Genomic DNA, 13,459 nt, shown 5'->3' with positions numbered 1-13,459 from the left:
CCATGAGGCGTCGACGGTGAGCAATAAGCGCAGGACCTGCAACTGCAGATCTGCAGTTTCTACTGACTATACGCAACTGATGGAATCTGCCTAACTGGCGGAAAGATATCGCGGATTCGCTGAACCGGGCCGATTCTCGGCACGTGCGTTAACTTGTTGTTAACCTTAAATGTCTTGCGGCGCGATGGGAATCGGATGATAGTTTCGCAAATGATGGCCTCGAAGCCATTTTTTCGAAAGTGAAGACCTCCGGGAAATAGTTCGCAAAATGAGCACTGAGCTGCATAACAGGTTTGATATCGAGATCGCCCAGCAGGGGTCGAAGATCTCAAGCGCGTTGCATATGTTGCGCAGCCAGCAATACCCGCCGGACGCTCGCAAGGGACTGCGCAAGTTCCAGCTCGCGGAAGTCGCCGATTTCATGGGGGTGACCCAGACGCATCTGAGGCAACTCCATTCTGATGGCAAGGGGCCGAAGATCGAGTCGGTCAGCGGGCGTCGGTATTATACGGCAGACCAGATGCTCGAGCTCCGGGATTATCTCGAGGCAAACAAGAAGTCCGACAAGCGCAACTACGTGCCCAGGCGCCGGGAAGGCGAACCGATGCAGGTTGTCTCGGTCGTTAATTTCAAGGGGGGCAGCGGCAAGACCACCACGGCTGCGCACCTTGCCCAGTATCTTGCTCTCACCGGACATCGAGTACTGGCGGTCGATCTCGATCCGCAGGCCTCGCTCACCTCCCTCTTCGGGATCCAGCCGGAGCTTGACGACACTGCCTCTCTCTACGAGGCGCTTCGCTTCGATGATGAACGCAAGTCGATCGCGGACGTCATCCAGCCGACTAACATCCCGGGACTGGATGTCGTCCCGGCGAACCTGATTCTCCAGGAATACGAATATGACGTGCCGCTGGCGATCTCGTCCAGGAAGGGCGAGGACGGACGGCTGTTCTACATGCGGATCGCCAGTGCCCTGAAGCAGGTCGACGACAAGTATGACGTCGTTGTCATCGACTGCCCTCCTCAACTGGGGTACCTCACGATCACCGCACTTATGGCCTCGACAGGCATCCTCATCACCATCCATCCTCAAATGCTGGACATCATGTCGATGAGCCAGTTTCTCATGATGCTTGGCGGGATCATGGGGCCTGTCGCCGAGGCCGGGGCGGAGATGCGGGTGCAGTGGTTCCGCTATCTCATCACCCGCTTTGAGCCGACGGATATTCCGCAGGCCCAGATGGTCGGGTTCATGCAGTCGATGTTCGCGCAGCAGATGTTGAGAAATCACGTCCTGAAATCTACGGCGATTTCCGACGCGTCGATCAAGAAGCAGACCCTGTACGAGGTCGAGCGGGGCGAGTTCGTCCGCGCGACCTACGACCGCGCGATGGAAAGTCTCAATGCCGCCAACGCGGAAATCGTCGATCTCATTCATGGTGTCTGGGGGCGAAAATGAGTGACTTGTCAGCCGTTTTTTTTTCCGTTTTTGTGAGCGCGATGAATGACTTGTCGCAATTGAACGTTCGTCCGGAGGCCAGCCATGTCGCGTGAAAATCCATTCGCCAAGCTGGACATGGCGGCCATCGCGGCGAGCCAGACGCCAACCAGGCCCGGTTACGGAATGACAGGAGCCGCAAAGACGGTTGTCCGCTCCATCGAGGATATGGCCGAGAACACCAAGAAGCTGATGGAAGGCGAGGTGATCGTGGACCTTGATCCGCGGCTAATCGATGCCTCTTTCGTTGCTGACCGTCTGTCCGACGATGGGGAGGAGTTTCAGGAACTGCTCCAGGCGATCAGGGAATCAGGTCAGACGACGCCTATTCTGGTTCGTCCGAGCTCGACGGACGCAAAGCGATATGTGGTGGTGTTCGGCCATCGCCGCCTCAAGGTCGCGCGCGAGCTTGGAGTTCCGGTCAAGGCAATCGTAAAGCAGCTGGACGACACCACCTCCGCCATTGTTCAGGGCCAGGAGAACGCGGCGCGGTCAAACCTGTCCTTCATAGAGCGCGCCTATTTCGCCCAGAACCTGATTGCGTCGGGAATGACCAAGGAGACAGTGCGTTCTTCGCTTGCGATTGACGAGGCGATGCTCTCGAAGATGCTCGCGGTCATCGAGGCAGTGCCGGCATCGGTTATAGCGGCGTTGGGTGCGTCCAAGAAAATCGGGCGCGACCGGTGGCTGAGCCTCCGCCAGCTTGTCCTTGCCCCTGCCCTGTCCAAGGTTGCCAGTGAGCACGTGGAGTCTGCCGACTTCCAGGCGCTTCCAGAAGGCGACCGCTTCGACCAACTTCATGATCATCTGAAGCGATACAAGGCCAAATCAGTCGCCAAGAAGCCGAAGGCAGAAGCCCCTGTCCGGGACTGGACCTCGACCGATCGCGGATTGAACATGGTGATGAATTCGAAGGCAAGGAAGGTTGCCATCGAGTTTACCAATGCTGAAGCCAGGCCGTTCAGCGAATGGCTGTCTTCACACATGGGTCGTTTGTACGATGAGTACAAAGGATCGAAAACTGAAACAAACGGAGACTGAACCGCAAAAGAAAAAGGCCCCCAAACGGCGAACCGTGGAAGCCTCTCTCGTCATCTCTAGCAGGATCGAGAATCGCATTTCCCGGAATCACAGTCAAGAGTCTTGGCGCCGTTTTTGGTGAGCTGATTTCCTTTGCCCGAAACAAGGTGAAAGAAAAATGCAGACAGGACATGTGACGACGCCCTTTGGGCGGCGGCCGATGTCGCTCGCCCTGGTACGGAGTCAGATGGCGATCGAAGATCCACGGCCGGAAATGCGCGTCGAGAAGTGGAAGGTCTTTCGAGACGTATGTGAAGCACGGGAACGCCTGGGGATCCAGGACCGGGCACTTGCCGTCCTTGATGCCCTCCTGACGTTTCACCCTCACGCGGAGCTGGATCTGAGCCAGGGGCTGGTCGTCTTCCCGTCCAACGCTCAGTTGTCCGTGCGAGCGCACGGAATCACCGAGACGACGCTGCGTCGGCAACTTGCCGCGCTTGTCGATGCCGGCCTCATCCTGCGGCGCGACAGCCCGAACGGTAAACGCTACGCGCACCGCAACCGGGATGGCGAGGTCGAACAGGCCTACGGATTTGACCTGACACCGCTGCTAGCTCGTGCCACGGAGCTCGCCATCATGGCGCAGGACGTCGCCGCCGAGCGCGCGCGCTTCCGCCGCGCAAGGGAAGCGCTGACGATCTGCCGTCGCGATGTGCGCAAGTTGATCTCGGCCGCCATTGAAGAGGGCGCGGACGGTAATTGGGACCATGTGGAGTCCGAGTATGTCAGCATTCTCGCCCGCCTTCCTCGGCACCCGAACCGTCCACAGGTCGAAACTGCGCTCGATGAAATGGAGCTCCTGCGGGAAGAGGTCCTCAACATTCTGGAAATGCAGCTTAAAACGGAAAAAATGCATGGCAATGCCGTTCAAGATGACCGGCACATACAGAATTCAAAAACCGAATCCATCAATGAACTTGAACCTAGCTCTCGAAACGAGCAGGGCGAAAAGTCGGCGGACAAATCTCTGACGGGGGATAAGCCGAAGGAAACACAGAAGACGAGACGCGAGCCGATCAAGGCGTTCCCACTCGGAATGGTCCTTCGTGCTTGCCCGCAGATCACTGATTACGGGCCCGGCGGGCGCATTGAGCACTGGCGCGAGCTCTTGAAGGCGGCCGTTGTTGTGCGCTCGATGCTCGGCGTCAGCCCCTCTGCCTACGAGGAGGCGTGCAACGCTATGGGGCCGGAAAATGCCGCGGTGGCTGTGGCCTGCATTTTCGAGCGGTCGAATTTCATAACGTCGGCAGGCGGATATCTGCGGGATCTGACCAGGCGCTCTGAGCGCGGCGAGTTTTCGCTCGGGCCAATGCTGATGGCTCTCATGAAGGCGAATGGCGCCGGGCACCGAAGGTCGGCCTGACACGGGACCGAAATCATTGGCTGTAGGAAAACGCGATCGGACTGTGGCGCTGGAGCACCTAAACTTGTCAGCCGTTTTTTTTGGTGATTTGCTGTTTCAATACAGGCAGTTATCAGCGTTGACTATGGAATTGCGAGGGGCTGTTGCATGTGGAAGACGAGACAGAAGCAGTTGGGGGTCGAGCAGATCAATGGTCGTGTCGCGAGGCCCTATGCGCTGATCGTCAACTGGACACGAGAGAACATTAAATATTGATCACGCCCTGCGAACTTTATGGCGCAATGCTCGCAGGGCAAGGATGGAGCCGTGCGAGGCGAGGGCTCAGGTTGAGAAGTTCCAGGTTCTCATTGCCTGACACGTGAATGAAAAAAATGATCGCTTGCCTTGCTTAGATACTGCCCGAGCCCTCAAAGACTACGCCGGAGACGTCATGACGGCTAGCCGGAGACTTCATCGCCTGTCTCCAGATGGTCCGTGGTGACTACCGTGGGATGGAATCACCTCGAAAATCATATCGTCCATGCTGCTTTACACAGACTGTCAGGGGCATTTAGCATGCAAACCGGAATTGGGGCTCTCCATATCGCCCATACGAGGTTTTTAACATGCGTTTCATTATCCATGGCGTGGGTGCAATCGGCGGCACAATTGCCGTCTCACTTGCTGGTGCCGGGGAGGAGGTCATCGGGATTGCCCGCGGCGAGCAGCTGAAGGCTATCCAGGCGAACGGGCTGACATTGCGCACGCCTGCGGGAACCGACATCCGTCGCTTCGAATGCGTGGAGAGGCCGAGTGCGATCAAGCTTCGCCCCGACGATGTGGTGATGGTCTGTACGAAGACCCAGCATATGGGCGACGTCATCGAACGACTCTCGGCAGCCGGCCTTCGGGACCAAGCGGTCTTCTGTTTCCAGAACGGCGTCGAGAACGAGCGCAGGGCATTGCGGCATTTTGCCAATGTGCATGGTGTGAGCGTCATGATGCCGACCGACTTTGTCACGCCTGGTGAGGTCGTCGCCTTCGGGTCACCGCACTCGGGATATTTCTACCTTGGTCGATATCCGTATGGGAGCGACTGTGTCGATGAAGCCGTCGCGAAGACGCTCACTGCGGCGGGCCTCCCAGCCTTTTTGTCGCCAGACGTGATGAAGGCCAAATATGGAAAGCTCCTTTTGAACCTCAGCAATATTGTTGAAGCTGCATGCGGGCGCCAGGGCGATACCGCATCTGTTACCGCCACTCTCCGCAAAGAGGCGGAGATGGTTTTCGCTGCTGCGGGCATCAAGTGGCAGGGTGTCGGTGACTCCGATCCCAACCGCGGGAAGCTGATGAACGTTGCGTCCGTCCCGGGTTTCAGCCGGGCAGGAAGCTCATCGACGCAAAGCCTTGCGCGGTCCACTGGATCCATCGAGACCGATTATCTCAACGGCGAAGTTGTTCTGCTGGGACGGCTGCACGGCATCCCAGCGCCGGCCAATGCCTGGTTCTGTGAACTCGCCGCGCGCATGGTGCGGGAGAAACTGCAGCCAGGAACAATTCCCCTTGATGAGGTCAAGCGGGCGCTGTCTCTCGCCTAGAGCACCATTTGGATCAGCTTTCGCCAGTATGACACTTTACTGTGTCGGCGGCGGGGCGCCTCGCTCGCGATAGGATGGAAAGTCGGGCGCATTGTCGGGGACGGGATGAGCCTCCAGATCTGCGATCAATGATTTCATCTCGCCGATTTCGCGCACTTGCGCATCGATAATCCCATCTGCCAGCTTCCGCACCCGCGGGTCTCTAACATGCGCCTGTTCACTTGTCATGATCGCGATCGAGTGATGTGGGATCATCGCCTTCATGTAACTGACATCGGAGACCGTCTCCTGGCTGCACACGAGCCAGAGAGATCCGGCGAAGACGACGACACTCGCGGCGACGATAATCGCATTCGCGGTCCTGTCCTTGTACATCGACCACATAAAGTTAATCATCACGACCGCCATCACCGCGCCCATCAGGAGTGCCATTCAGGTTCGGGTCTGGCTATAGGTGACGTGATCGAGTTCAGGTACATCAGACTGAACATGATGACTCTGCCGCGGGCGATTGCTGGCCCGGACCGCCAGGCCGAAAACGATCCGGTCAAACCACGCCAGCGGGTGAGGAGCGATCAGGAGGTCAACCGGCGGCGAACGGTCGCCGGCGCATGCGGGCCGCTACTTCTCAGGAGGCCCTTGGCCCGCAGTGCGATCGAGACGTCTTCGGGCATGCCATGATCGGGATTGGTTTCGCGTTCGATCGGAGTCCACAGATGGTGCGCGACGAATTTCAGGAGCAGGCTTTCGGGTGCCGGCCAGGGAAGGGGAGTGCCGGTCGCAACAGAACACAACGCTTCAAGGTAGGCTAGATCCGACGCCAGGGCCCGCATGGTGTTTTCGCCCATGCCCCTCGCTGGCGAGATGCTTCAAGGTCGCCACATCGTCGTCGGTCAAAAGCTCGGCAAGCTGGTCGCGGCGGTCGAACGGAAGGATGGCGTCCAGAGCATCCAGTTCCCCGGCGCGCTTCAGCACTGACTCGTCAGTTGCGGCCAGAGTCGGTGATGTTAGCTTCATCTTGCGCAACCCAAGACCACGTGTTTGCATATATTCCGTAAATCCCGTATATTACGGAGCAAAGGAGTTTTGCCATGACATCCACAGTAACCGCTGCGGCGGTGTCGAAAAATTTCGGGGCCTATCAGGATGCCGCTGTCCGTGAGCCGGTGATCATCACCAAGAACGGCCGCCCGCGCACGGTGTTGATAGCTTATGAGGATTATCTCCGGCTGGCGAAACGGGATCGCCGGGTTGAACTCTCGGCAGCCCTTGGTGACGATGAACTCGCAGCCATTGAAGCTTCGCGGATGGAGCCGGGCCTGGATCATCTCAATGCCGAACTGTTGACGGAAAAGCATGCTGCCGACTGAACCAAAGGTCGGCTGGCTCTTCCGATATTCTTATCTCTGGCATTGGCAGCATCTCGAAGGACGGGAGGAGGCAGACAAGGACCGTCCGGTGCTTGTCCTGGCGATCGTCGCTACTCTGGAAGACGGAACGCCGGCCGTGAGAGTTTTGCCCGTCACGCATTCGCCGCCATCCGATCCGCAAGACGCCGTTGAAATCCCGGCTGCCACCAAGCGGCGTCTGGGTCTTGACGACGAACGCTCCTGGATTGTTCTGACGGAAAGCAATCGGTTTGTCTGGCCGGGACCCGACGTCAGGCCGGTCGATAGCGAAACGGGCTACTACGGGGCCTTGCCACCGGCCCTGTTTGATGAGGTCAGGCGCCGGTTTGTTGAGCAGGCCCGTGCGCAACGTCATCGCGCGACGGCCCGAAGCGAATAGTTGCGGTGTGGCGGAGGAAAGTCCTCCCGCCTCTCTGTCGCCAGTCATTTCCATCCCGTTTAGATCACCGCGGGTGACGTTTGACCCGACCTTATCCTGTCGGCCGTCCTTATTTTGCTGAGTCTATCTCACTGATTCCAAAGAGCAAGGCATTCTCCCTAGTCGCCGGACTCACCCTACTTGAGCGGACTCAGGAGCAGCATGATCCTGTTTTCTGTGCCGGACCGCAGCACGCCGAGGCTTTCTGGTTTTCCTCCGCCAGCCAGCGATCGCGCGGCTTGCAGCTCGCGGGACGAGGCACCAGATCGACGTGAAGTGCGCCGCTGTGTAGCGCAGGGGACGCCGCGCAATAGAGCTGCATCGGCCGGATGCCGTCACTGACTTCGAAGGTCAGCTTGGCAGATCCTTCCAGCCGCAAGTGCTCCGAAACCTTGCGGATGATTGCGGCAAACTTTCCGGCCGGCATGTGGGCGCGGTCACCCTCATCGATGTCCCACAGCTGCACGAAGATTTCCGACCACTCCTCGTGCTCAGCGCCGCAGTCGAGTGCTGCGAACTGTCCCGCCTTCACCTCGGTCACGTGATAGCCGCCCTTCACCGGCCGGCCGTCGTAGGAAAAGATCAGTGGCATGTCCCGGACGCCGTCGATGGTGTCGAGCAGGCGACCAAGGCTGATATCGGTTTCGAGAAGGGGCTTGTCGAGTGCGTTCATTTCGGCTACTCCTGTTTCAATAATTCAAGGATTGTAGAAATATGGAAGAACGTCAAGCCCTCATGTCATTTGCGGCGCTGTCGCAGGAAACGAGGCTCCACATCGTCCGCATGCTGGTGGTGGCCGGTCCGGACGGAATGGCTGCCGGCGCGATCGCGGAAAAGGCGGAGGTCTCCCCGTCCAACGTCTCATTCCATTTGAAGGAACTGGAACGTGCCGGGCTGATCAATCAGCAGCGCGAATCCCGCTCGATCATCTATACCGCAAATTATGACGGACTGGGCGCGCTGGTCCGCTTCCTGATGGAAGACTGCTGCGCCGGTCACCCGGAAATCTGCGCACCGGCTACCGAAATCGCCGCCTGCTGCGCGCCAAACCCTAAGGAGAACCTACAATGACCGCTGATCGCGTTTACAACGTCTTGTTCCTCTGCACCGGCAATTCAGCCCGTTCGATCCTTGCCGAATCCATTTTGAATGGCGAGGGCAAGGGCCGGTTTCGCGCGTTCTCTGCTGGCAGCCAGCCCAAGGGCGAGGTTCATCCACTGGCCTTGGATACGCTGCGCGGCCTCGGATACGAGGCAACGGGCTTCAGCTCAAAAAGCTGGGACGTCTTCGCGGAGCTTGACGCACCGCAAATGGATTTCATCTTCACGGTCTGTGACAACGCCGCTGGCGAAGCCTGCCCGGTCTGGATCGGCCACCCGATGACTGCTCACTGGGGCGTTGAAGATCCAGCAGCTGTCGAGGGCTCCCTCATCGAAAAGGGCCAGGCCTTCTCCCAGGCGGCCCGCTATCTCAAGAACCGCATCACCGCATTCTTAAGCCTGCCCCTGGCCTCGATCGACAAGCTGGCGCTGGAAACCCGGCTCCGCACCATCGGCACGATGGAAGGCAGCACCAGCCGCAAGGGCGACGTCGCGTGAGCTACGTTTTGGATCAGCAGCCGGCCAGCGGGCACGACAAAGACCTGCAGGCAGCCCTGCAGGCGGCGGGACTTCCGGTCGACGATCTGGAGCTAACTGGGCGCACCTTCTTCCGCTTTGCGGACCGGGGTCAAATCGTCGGTTTTGGTGGATTGGAGCCCTATGGCGACTGCGCACTATTGCGCTCCGTGGTCGTCCTGCCAGACCAACGCGGGCGCGGTTATGGCGAAGCTATCTCTAGCCGGCTGCTTGACGAGGCGGGGCGCGGCGGCGCCCATACCGTCTATCTGCTGACGGAATCGGCGGCCGCGTTCTTTGAACATCTGGGGTTCGTGAAAGTCGAGCGCACGGCTGCGCCGGCGGCGATCCTGCAAACTCGCCAGGCAGCAAGCCTGTGCCCGGCGTCTGCCGGCTTGTTTGCCAAGTCTATCAAAGGGTAAAAATTATGTCCACGTTTGAACGCTATCTGACGTTGTGGGTCTTCGCCTGCATCATCGTCGGGGTGTCCCTCGGCCACCTCATGCCCGGCGCCTTTCAGGCGATCGGCGGCGCCGAAGTCGCGAAGGTCAACCTGCCGGTTGCAGTGCTGATCTGGCTGATGATCATTCCGATGCTGCTTAAGATCGATTTCGCGTCCCTCGGTCAGGTCGGCCGCCACTGGCGCGGGATCGGCGTCACCCTGTTCATCAACTGGGCGGTAAAACCATTTTCGATGGCGCTGCTTGGCTGGTTGTTCATTGGCTATCTGTTCCGGCCGTACCTGCCGGCCGGTCAGGTCGATTCCTATATCGCCGGCCTGATCATTCTGGCCGCCGCGCCATGCACCGCCATGGTGTTCGTGTGGTCGAACCTGACCAAAGGCGAACCGCATTTCACGCTGAGCCAGGTCGCGCTGAACGACACGATCATGGTCGTGGCCTTCGCGCCGATCGTCGCGCTGCTGTTGGGTCTGTCCGCCATCACGGTGCCTTGGGATACGTTGATCCTGTCGGTCGTGCTCTACATTGTCCTGCCGGTGATCGCGGCACAGATCCTGCGCCGGTGGACCGACGTGAACCGCCTTGGCGCCAGGTTGCAGCCGGTGTCACTCATTGCATTGCTGGCGACCCTGGTGCTGCTGTTCGGCTTTCAGGGCGAGCAGATCCTCGCGCAACCGGGCGTGATCGCACTGCTGGCCGTGCCGATCCTCATCCAGGTCTATTTTAACTCCGGCCTCGCCTACCTGCTCAACCGTATGAGCGGGGAGGAGCACTGTGTCGCCGGCCCGTCGGCTTTGATCGGCGCGTCCAACTTCTTCGAACTGGCGGTGGCCGCCGCCATCAGCCTGTTCGGCTTCAACTCGGGCGCGGCGCTGGCCACCGTCGTCGGCGTACTTATCGAGGTGCCGGTCATGCTGTCGGTGGTCTGGATCGTCAACCGCAGCAAGGGCTGGTACGAGCGCGGCCCCGCCGTCCGCTCCTCCACTTCCACCATCGAAAGGGCCTGAAACCATGGATGCCACAATCTATCACAACCCCGCCTGCGGAACGTCGCGCAACACGCTGGAGATGATCCGCAACGCTGGCATTGAGCCTACGGTGATCGAATACCTGAAAACCCCGCCAAGCCGCGATCAGCTTGTCAAGATGATCGCTGACGCCGGCCTCACCGTGCGCCAGGCGATCCGCGAGAAGGGCACGCCCTATGCGCAGCTTGGCCTCGATAATCCTGCTCTCAGTGACGATCAGCTGCTCGACGCGATGCTCAAGGACCCGATCCTGATTAACCGGCCTCTGGTCGTGACGCCGCTCGGCACGCGTCTGGCGCGGCCGTCCGAAGTGGTGTTGGACATCCTGCCGGATACCGACAAAGGCGCCTTCACCAAGGAAGACGGCGAACAGGTTCTCGATGCGGAGGGCAAGCGCGTTGTCTGATCTGCCTGCCGCATCCCTGTCGCATCTTCGTCAGCCAGACCTGGACGCGCTGCGTCCTCCGTTCTCATCGCACAAACCGCGCATCCTGATCCTCTACGGCTCTCTGCGGGCTGTGTCTTATAGCCGGCTTCTGGCGCAAGAAGCGGCGCGGCTGCTGGAGCACTTCGGCTGCGAAGTGCGGATCTTCGATCCTGCAGGCCTGCCGCTTCCAGATGCGGAACCGGCGAGCCATCCCAAGGTGCAGGAGTGCGCGACCTGTCCGCCTGGTCGGAAGGCCAGGTCTGGGTTTCGCCGGAACGCCACGGCGCTATGACCGGCATTATGAAAGCGCAGGTCGACTGGATCCCGCTTTCGGTCGGCTCCGTGCGGCCAACCCAGGGCAAGACGCTGGCGGTGATGCAGGTTTCCGGCGGGTCGCAATCATTCAATGCCATCAACCAGCTCCGCGTTCTCGGTCGCTGGATGCGGATGATCACGATCCCCAATCAGTCGTCAGTCGCCAAGGCCTTTCAGGAATTTGACGCGGACGGTCGCATGAAACCTTCCTCCTACTATGATCGCGTTGTCGACGTCTGTGAGGAGTTAGTCAAGTTCACGCTCATGACCCGTGACGGCTCGGCCTACCTCACCGATCGCTACAGCGAGCGAAAGGAAGAGGCCGAAAAGCTCGAGCAGCGCGTGAGCCTCAAGTCCATATGACCCAGCGCATGCCGATCGGCGCGATCCTCGCCCTTGGTGTCACCCAGAACGTCGGCTACGGCACCCTCTGTTACAGCTTCAGCATTCTGGCACCGGACATGGCTGAAAGCCTGTCCTGGCCTCAGGAATGGATCTTCGGCGCGCTCTCGGTGGCGCTGCTGATCGGCGGTCTCTCCGCTCCCTGGCTCGGCGTCTTGATTGACCGCATCGGCGCCGGGCGGGTCATGACCATCGGCTCTGCCGTTGCGGCCGCCGCGCTGGTAGCCTGTGCTTACGCGCCGGGGCAGGGGGCTTACGTAATGGCGCTGGTCGCACTCGAAGTATCTGCCAACCTGGTTCAGTACGGCGCGGCGTTCGCGCTGCTGGTCCAGCTCCGGCCGGCGGTGGCGCAGCAGAGCATCACCTATCTCACCCTCATTGCCGGGTTCGCCTCAACGATCTTCTGGCCGATTACCTCGGCGCTGCACGCCCAGCTGTCCTGGCAGAACGTCTACCTCATATTCGCTGGCCTCAATCTGCTTGTCTGCCTGCCCCTTCACGCCTGGCTGTCCTATGGACTGACCGTCAGTCGCAGGGAGGCCGCCACCAATCCGGCCGCGCCGGTCGCCGGCTCCCTGGCGTCGTCGCACCGGCGCATGGGCTTCATCCTGATGACCACAGCCTTCGCCGTGCAGTATCTCGCCAGCGCCTCCGTCCTGGTCCACATGGTGCCGCTGCTGGCCGGCCTGGGGCGCGGTACCACGGCCGCGCTCGTCGGCACCCTGTTCGGCCCGTCTCAGGTCGCCAGCCGCCTGATCAACATGCTGTTCGGAAAACACCTTGACGCGCTGCACCTGGCGATGATCTCAGCGGCACTGATACCTGCAGGCGCTCTGGTCCTGGACCTGACCGCGCCCTCCATACTTGGAGCCATGGTTTTTGCCGTGGTGTTCGGCATGGGCAACGGCCTGCTGAGCATTGTCAGCGGCACCCTGCCGCTGGCGCTGTTCGGCAGCGAAGGTTACGGCAAGCTGCAAGGGAAGATGATGGCCGCTCGACTGATCGTCTCGGCTTCGGCCCCCGTCGTCATGGCGTTGGCAATGGAATGGCTGGGGTTCTCGCTGTCCCTGGCAGCCATCGTCGGCCTCGGCCTGCTGGCCCTCGCCTTGTTCGTCCTCCTTGGGAGCTTTCGTCGGCAGGGCATAGTAGGCTGATCGCGTGCTGCATATCCTCTTTGCCCCTCTCGCTGGGATCGTCGCTCTGCTCTATTCCTCCGTCGGTCAGGCGGGGGCACGGGCTATGTGGCGCTGATGGGACTGGCCGGATTCTCGCCCTCCGTTATCAAGCCTTCAGCCCTCGCCCTCAACATTCTCGTCTCGGCCATCGGCTGCGTTCGCTTCTACCGGGCTGTTCTGGTCACATGGCGCACGTGCTACCCGTTCGCAATCCTTGGCCTGCCTTTCTCATTGCTCGGCGGCGCGCTGCACCTGCCTGCGGCGGTGTATCAGCCGTTGGTCGGAATCCTGTTGTTCATTGCAGGCGCGCAGATGCTGCGCCCGGTATCTAGCCGTGGTGGCGAAGCCCACACCAAAGGTCCGCCCTTTATGCCTTCGCTCGTGGCTGGTGGGGTGCTGGGCATCGTGTCCGGTGTGACGGGGGTAGGCGTCGGCATCTTCCTGGCGCCCTTGGTGCTGGCGCTAAGGTGGGCAGCGTCGCGTCAGGTCGCGGCGATCTCGGCGGTGTTCAACCTCGTTAGTTCCGGGGCCGGCTTGGCAGGTGCATGGGCCACCATGCCCGCCCTGCCTGCGGAGCTTCAGCTTTGGCTGCTATGTGTGGCGTCGGAGGTTATATCGGTTCGTGGTTGGGAGCGTTCTATTTCAAGCCCCAGACGCTGCGCGGCATCTTAGCTTTCCTTCTGATAGCAG

At 60.2% G+C, this 13,459-nt stretch carries 14 protein-coding genes and 3 pseudogenes; 14 read left to right on the top strand and 3 right to left on the bottom strand.

Features of this window, described 5'->3' with window-relative positions; translation table 11 throughout:
• The first annotated feature begins 268 nt into the window (after positions 1 to 268).
• The 4 genes from repA (at position 269) to GSF67_RS24950 (ending at position 5,518) form a co-directional block, all read left to right on the top strand.
• Positions 269 to 1,459, top strand: a complete 1,191-nt coding sequence (repA, locus tag GSF67_RS24965) for a plasmid partitioning protein RepA (protein ID WP_006312311.1) — start codon at positions 269 to 271, stop codon at positions 1,457 to 1,459.
• Positions 1,460 to 1,543: 84 nt separating this feature from the next.
• Positions 1,544 to 2,539 (top strand): plasmid partitioning protein RepB, encoded by a 996-nt coding sequence (repB, locus tag GSF67_RS24960; RefSeq protein WP_006312309.1) that lies wholly within the window; start codon positions 1,544 to 1,546, stop codon positions 2,537 to 2,539.
• Positions 2,540 to 2,696: 157 nt separating this feature from the next.
• Positions 2,697 to 3,941, top strand: a complete 1,245-nt coding sequence (gene repC, locus GSF67_RS24955) for a plasmid replication protein RepC (protein WP_035215080.1) — start codon at positions 2,697 to 2,699, stop codon at positions 3,939 to 3,941.
• A 605-nt stretch (positions 3,942 to 4,546) separates the two neighbouring features.
• Entirely contained in the window at positions 4,547 to 5,518 is a 972-nt protein-coding gene (locus tag GSF67_RS24950) for a ketopantoate reductase family protein (RefSeq protein WP_006312303.1), read from the top strand.
• A 36-nt stretch (positions 5,519 to 5,554) separates the two neighbouring features.
• On the opposite strand, the pseudogene GSF67_RS24945 reads toward GSF67_RS24950, so the two are convergent.
• Together GSF67_RS24945 and GSF67_RS24940 are read right to left on the bottom strand one after the other, a co-directional pair.
• Positions 5,555 to 6,009, bottom strand: a pseudogene (locus GSF67_RS24945) (DUF305 domain-containing protein).
• 7 nt (positions 6,010 to 6,016) lie between these two features.
• Positions 6,017 to 6,535: pseudogene (locus tag GSF67_RS24940) on the bottom strand (integrase); the annotation flags it as partial.
• A gap of 74 nt (positions 6,536 to 6,609) precedes the next feature.
• On the opposite strand from GSF67_RS24940, the gene GSF67_RS24935 reads away from it, so the two are divergent.
• Together GSF67_RS24935 and GSF67_RS24930 are read left to right on the top strand one after the other, a co-directional pair.
• Positions 6,610 to 6,888, top strand: coding sequence for a type II toxin-antitoxin system Phd/YefM family antitoxin (locus GSF67_RS24935; protein ID WP_006312295.1), 279 nt, complete (start codon positions 6,610 to 6,612; stop codon positions 6,886 to 6,888).
• Positions 6,875 to 7,306: a hypothetical protein gene (locus tag GSF67_RS24930; protein WP_006312294.1), complete on the top strand. Its 432-nt coding sequence runs from the start codon at positions 6,875 to 6,877 to the stop codon at positions 7,304 to 7,306. The genes GSF67_RS24935 and GSF67_RS24930 overlap by 14 nt, the downstream gene beginning before the upstream one ends.
• A gap of 190 nt (positions 7,307 to 7,496) precedes the next feature.
• Here GSF67_RS24930 and GSF67_RS24925 read toward each other — a convergent pair whose 3' ends face one another.
• Positions 7,497 to 8,018 (bottom strand): DUF6428 family protein, encoded by a 522-nt coding sequence (locus GSF67_RS24925; protein WP_006312293.1) that lies wholly within the window; start codon positions 8,016 to 8,018, stop codon positions 7,497 to 7,499.
• A gap of 41 nt (positions 8,019 to 8,059) precedes the next feature.
• On the opposite strand from GSF67_RS24925, the gene GSF67_RS24920 reads away from it, so the two are divergent.
• The 8 genes and pseudogenes from GSF67_RS24920 to GSF67_RS24885 all read left to right on the top strand — a co-directional run bounded on the left by GSF67_RS24920 (position 8,060) and on the right by GSF67_RS24885 (position 13,441).
• The gene (locus GSF67_RS24920) at positions 8,060 to 8,416 is read left to right on the top strand and encodes a helix-turn-helix transcriptional regulator (RefSeq protein WP_006312292.1); all 357 of its coding nucleotides are present in this window, start codon (positions 8,060 to 8,062) and stop codon (positions 8,414 to 8,416) included.
• The gene (locus GSF67_RS24915; protein ID WP_006312291.1) at positions 8,413 to 8,943 is read left to right on the top strand and encodes an arsenate reductase ArsC; all 531 of its coding nucleotides are present in this window, start codon (positions 8,413 to 8,415) and stop codon (positions 8,941 to 8,943) included. The genes GSF67_RS24920 and GSF67_RS24915 overlap by 4 nt, the downstream gene beginning before the upstream one ends.
• Complete coding sequence (gene arsN2, locus GSF67_RS24910) at positions 8,940 to 9,383, top strand: arsenic resistance N-acetyltransferase ArsN2 (protein WP_006312290.1); 444 nt, start codon at positions 8,940 to 8,942, stop codon at positions 9,381 to 9,383. Before GSF67_RS24915 ends, arsN2 begins: the two co-directional genes overlap by 4 nt.
• A gap of 5 nt (positions 9,384 to 9,388) precedes the next feature.
• Positions 9,389 to 10,429, top strand: coding sequence for an ACR3 family arsenite efflux transporter (gene arsB, locus GSF67_RS24905; protein WP_006312289.1), 1,041 nt, complete (start codon positions 9,389 to 9,391; stop codon positions 10,427 to 10,429).
• Between the two features lie 4 nt (positions 10,430 to 10,433).
• Positions 10,434 to 10,856, top strand: a complete 423-nt coding sequence (gene arsC, locus GSF67_RS24900; RefSeq protein ID WP_006312288.1) for an arsenate reductase (glutaredoxin) — start codon at positions 10,434 to 10,436, stop codon at positions 10,854 to 10,856.
• Positions 10,831 to 11,555, top strand: a pseudogene (arsH, locus tag GSF67_RS24895) (arsenical resistance protein ArsH). The gene arsC and the pseudogene arsH overlap by 26 nt, the downstream one beginning before the upstream one ends.
• Positions 11,552 to 12,748 (top strand): arsenite efflux MFS transporter ArsK, encoded by a 1,197-nt coding sequence (gene arsK / locus GSF67_RS24890; protein ID WP_006312286.1) that lies wholly within the window; start codon positions 11,552 to 11,554, stop codon positions 12,746 to 12,748. Before arsH ends, arsK begins: the two are co-directional and overlap by 4 nt.
• Before the next feature lie 96 nt (positions 12,749 to 12,844).
• Positions 12,845 to 13,441 carry a sulfite exporter TauE/SafE family protein gene (locus GSF67_RS24885; protein WP_006312285.1) on the top strand — a complete coding sequence of 199 codons (597 nt, stop codon included), beginning with the start codon at positions 12,845 to 12,847 and terminating at the stop codon, positions 13,439 to 13,441.
• The last annotated feature ends 18 nt before the right edge of the window (positions 13,442 to 13,459 follow it).

Origin of the sequence: Agrobacterium sp. CGMCC 11546, assembly GCF_013365515.1 — a bacterium.
Classification (GTDB): Bacteria; Pseudomonadota; Alphaproteobacteria; order Rhizobiales; family Rhizobiaceae; genus Agrobacterium; species Agrobacterium fabrum.
This window is presented reverse-complemented; position numbering and strand designations above follow the sequence as displayed.